At 75.0% G+C, this 3,931-nt stretch carries 3 protein-coding genes and 2 pseudogenes; 2 read left to right on the top strand and 3 right to left on the bottom strand.

Going from position 1 to position 3,931, the window contains the following annotated elements; all coding sequences use genetic code 11:
* From VR44_RS47985 to VR44_RS37145, 3 genes and pseudogenes are all read right to left on the bottom strand, one after another.
* Positions 1–410 (bottom strand): annotated as a pseudogene (locus VR44_RS47985) (SpoIIE family protein phosphatase); the annotation flags it as partial.
* 29 nt (positions 411–439) lie between these two features.
* Complete coding sequence (locus VR44_RS41760; RefSeq protein ID WP_052714004.1) at positions 440–1,195, bottom strand: GAF domain-containing protein; 756 nt, start codon at positions 1,193–1,195, stop codon at positions 440–442.
* A 122-nt stretch (positions 1,196–1,317) separates the two neighbouring features.
* Positions 1,318–2,253, bottom strand: a complete 936-nt coding sequence (locus tag VR44_RS37145; RefSeq protein WP_045952084.1) for a cyclase family protein — start codon at positions 2,251–2,253, stop codon at positions 1,318–1,320.
* Positions 2,254–2,363: 110 nt separating this feature from the next.
* Here VR44_RS37145 and VR44_RS37140 point away from each other — a divergent pair, with 110 nt between their 5' ends.
* On the top strand, positions 2,364–3,497 hold the full coding sequence (locus VR44_RS37140; protein WP_045952083.1) for a PP2C family protein-serine/threonine phosphatase: 1,134 nt from the start codon (positions 2,364–2,366) through the stop codon (positions 3,495–3,497).
* A gap of 225 nt (positions 3,498–3,722) precedes the next feature.
* A pseudogene (locus VR44_RS37135) lies at positions 3,723–3,931 on the top strand (hypothetical protein); the annotation flags it as partial.

Below are 3,931 nucleotides of genomic sequence, written 5' to 3'. Positions count from 1 at the left end.
ATGCCGTGGACCACCGTGCGGTGCAGTTCGGCGCCGGGGTCGGCGGACTCGTCGCCCTGCAGCACGGACTCCGGCAGGTCGACGGTGACGTGGTCGGCCAGGCGCGGCACCGCCGCCTCGGCCAGCTCCAGCGCGGTGCGGGCGACGTCCAGGGTGGTGCCGATGAGGGTGCTGGCCTCGGCCAGCAGTTCCAGGCGCCGCCGGGCCTCGACGGCGTACTTGCCCACCTCGGGCTCGCCGACCAGCACCAGGCCGCGGAAGGCGTCCGGGGGCCGGGCCGGGGGCGCGGCGGGCTGGGGGCCGGGCGGGCCGGCGCCGATGACGGCTTCGACGACCATGCCGTTCACGCCGGCGCCGCTGGTGACGGGGCGGCTGAGCAGGGTGGCCCGGCCGCGGTGGGGGAGGGTCACGCCGAAGGCGCCCCGGCGGGCCGAGGAGATCAGGCCAGAACGGGGAGCCCGTCCGGCCCGCCCGTCCCGTCGTCCCCGCCGTCGGGGCCGGCGGGGGTGGCCGCGGCCGGCCGGGCGCCCTGTTCGGAGTCGAGGTAGGTGTGGAGCAGGGCGCGCTCGCGCTCCGCGCTCTGGGCCGTCAGCCGCCGCTCGATCGTCCCGACCGCGCGGGCGAGCAGGACCGCCAGGTCCGGGTGCTCGAAGGCGTACGGGTAACCGAAGCAGAGCACGCCGACGATCTGCCCGCTGAGCTGGTCGCGGATGGGGGCGGCGCAGCAGGCGTTCGACTGGGCGCGTTCGGCGAAGTGCTCGGCGCGGAAGACCTGGACGGGGCGCCGTTCGGCCAGCGCGAGGCCGATGCCGTTGGTTCCGCCGTACCGCTCGGCGAAGACGAAGCCGGGCAGGGTCTGGATGGGGGGCAGGCTCCGGGCCAGGGAGGGTTCGCCGAAGCGGCGTTGGAGCACCATTCCGTCCGCGTCGGCCACCGAGATGTTCATCCTGGTGCCGGAGAACCGGTTCTGCAGCTCGTCGAGGACCGGGCCGGCGGCCCGTACGAGCCGGCTGTCCGGATCGAAGTCGTCCCGGTAGGGCAGTTCGGCCCGGTCGGGGGAGAGCCCCAGCAGCCGGCAGCGCAGCCAGGAGTTCAGGATGGGGCCGCGCACCCCGCCCTCCACCGGATCGCCCCCCAGGAACCGCTCACGGGAGCGTGCGGGGCCGGTCTGGTCTCCCGTGACCCCCATCTGCATCACTTCCCCTTGCCGGGGGTGGCCCGGCCGCGTCGGGACGATCGCCGATCTCCGACCGCTCCGGCCGGTGCGGTGAAACTTCAATCAGCACTTTTTGAGTATATTCCGGGTGTTTTCCCGCTTCACAGGACGGCGACGGGATTGACCGGCGACCCCGTCCCGCCCGGGACGTTCAACGGCGTCACCACGAGCAGGAACGCGTACCGTCCGGCGCCGGCGCAGGCCGTGGACAGCCCCTCCAGGTCCAGGTTGTCCAGCAGGGGCACCCCCATGGCCGTGAGGGCGAGGGTGTGGACGGGGGAGTGCAGGCCCTCGACCGGCGAGGGGCGCAGGTCGCTGTCCCCGTCCGAGCCCAGCAGGCTGACCCCCCGCTCGGCCAGCAGGGGCACCGCGTCCACGTGGAAGCCGGCGCTCGCCGCGTCCGGGTCCCAGGGGCCCCGCTCCCTCCGGCGCCGGAAGCGGCCCGTGCGCAGCAGTACCGCGCAGCCCTCGTCGATGTCCGCCCCGAGCGTCCGCTCCGCCGCCAGGACGTCGTCGGCCCGTACCGCCCGCCCGGGCTCCAGCCAGGCCGCTCCGAGTACGGCGGGCAGGTCCAGCAGCACGCCCCTGGTGACCAGCGGGCCCAGGTCGGCGACCGAGCCGAAGCGGGCGCCGCCCGCGCCGACCCAGCCGCGGGCCGGCCGGCCCCCGTAGAGCTCCCCCCGGTAGGCGATGTGGGACAGCGCGTCCAGGTGGCTGACGGACTTCCCGTGGTAGTCGGCGCCGAGGAAGTCCTTGTGGGCGGACGGCTCCGGGGGCTCCACGTCGCCCAGGTCGGTCATGTGGTGCAGGGCCGGCCGGAGGTTGTCGGGGGCGGGCCGGGTGTCCCACGGCCGCCCGAGCGGCACCGTCGTGCCGTCGCGGACCAGGGCCGCCGCCCGGCGCACGTGGGCCGGGGTGACCCGGTTCCAGGCGCCTCGCCCGGCCGGGTCCCAGCGGCCCCAGGTGCGGACCTCGGCGAAGAGGGCGTCGAACTCCTCGCGGGAGACCCGGGGGACCGGGGCGGGGTCGGTGCTCATACGGGGCGCTCCGGGGTCTCGGCGGGACGGCCGGCGGGCCGTCTGCGCATCCCTACCCGCTGCGCCGGACGAAGTGGCGGCCGTACGCCCGGGCGGGGCAGGCTGTACTCATGAGAGCGCCCTGGCGCTCGCCCCCGGAACCGGGAGCCGACGGCCGCCACCAGATCCGCTTCGCCCTCGCGGAAGGCCTCCCCTTCGCGATCGCCCTCGTGGTGCTCGTCATCGAACTCACCCCCGCGCACGTCGTGTACACCGGCCCGCTGCTGGTCGCCACCCCCGCCCTGGCGGCGGTGACCCTCGGCCCGGCGGGCACCCTCGCGGCGGCCGGGGTGGCCCTCTGCGTCAGCGTCGCCACCGCCACGTACAACCACGCCTGGGGAGGCCAGCTCGTCTACACGAACCTCCTCGCGCTCGCCCTGGTCACCACGGCGAGCGTGATGACCAGCCGCGCCGTCGGCGCCCGCCGGGACCAGGAGCTGCAGCAGGTCCGCCGGATCGCCGAGGCCGCCCAGGAGGTCCTGCTGCGTCCCGTACCGGCCCGGCTGGGTCCCGTACGGGCCGCCAGCATGTACCTGGCGGCCGAGACGGGCGCACAGATCGGCGGCGACCTCTACGACGCGGTCCAGACCCGCTACGGGGTCCGGCTGATCGTCGGGGACGTCCGCGGCAAGGGGCTGCCGGCCGTGCGCGCCGCCGCCGTGGTCCTGGGCGCCTTCCGGGAGGCCGTGCACTACGAGGACGACCTGGTGGAGGTCGTCCACCACTGCGGCGCGGCCCTGCGCCGGGACGCCGGCACCGCGAGCGCGGGCCTGGCCGGCGGCGACGACGCCCTCCTGGAGGGCTTCGTGACCGCGGTCGTGGCCCAGATCCCCGACACCCCCGACGTCCAGGTCGTCAACCGGGGCCACCCGCCCCCGCTGCTGCTGCGCGACGGCGAGGTCCGGCCCCTGACGCCCACCGCCCCGCTGCCGCCGCTCGGCCTGGAGGAGTTCATCAGCGGCCGCCCGGGCCGGACGGACAGCTATCCGTTCCTGCCGGGGGACCGGCTGCTGCTGCACACGGACGGGGCCATCGAGGCCCGCGACGCCGAGAACACCTTCTTCGACCTGGCCGGGGCGGTGCGGACGCTGCGCGACCGCACCCGCCAGTCCTTCCTGGAGGACCTGCGCCGGGCGCTGCTGCGCCATGCGTGCGGGCGGCTGGCCGACGACGTGGCGATCGTCGTCGTCGACCGGCTCGACTGAGAGCCGCTTTTATCCGCCGACCGCGGCGCTGTCAAGTCCCGACTTTCCGGAACGTGACCCTGCTGTGCCCGCTGGGGCTTACTTGAGGAGCGGAAAGGAAACGAGGAAACGAAAAAGAGAAGGAAAGCCTCCCCGAGGAATTCCCGACCGATTCGAAACCCTCACCGCACCGTCCCGGAATTCCGGGACACCTCGACAGACACCAGGCACAGTCAGGAGAAACTCATGAACCGCAAGTTTGACACCACCGGGTCCGTCCGTCCGCAGCGCCGGGGATTCCGTCTCGCGACCCTGGCGGCCGCGGCGGCCATCGTCACCGGAGGCGTCGTCCTCCCGGCCTCGGCGGCCATGGCGGCCCCCGCTCCCTCCCACGTGGTCACCGCCCTCCCCAACGGCGGCGGCAAGGGCGGGGACGGCGGCGACGGCGGCGGCGG

The sequence above is a fragment of the Streptomyces katrae genome (genome assembly GCF_000966975.1).
In the GTDB taxonomy this organism is placed as follows: Bacteria; Actinomycetota; Actinomycetes; order Streptomycetales; family Streptomycetaceae; genus Streptomyces; species Streptomyces katrae.
Note: the sequence above shows the minus strand (reverse complement) of the source record. Positions and strands in the feature narration are given on the sequence as shown.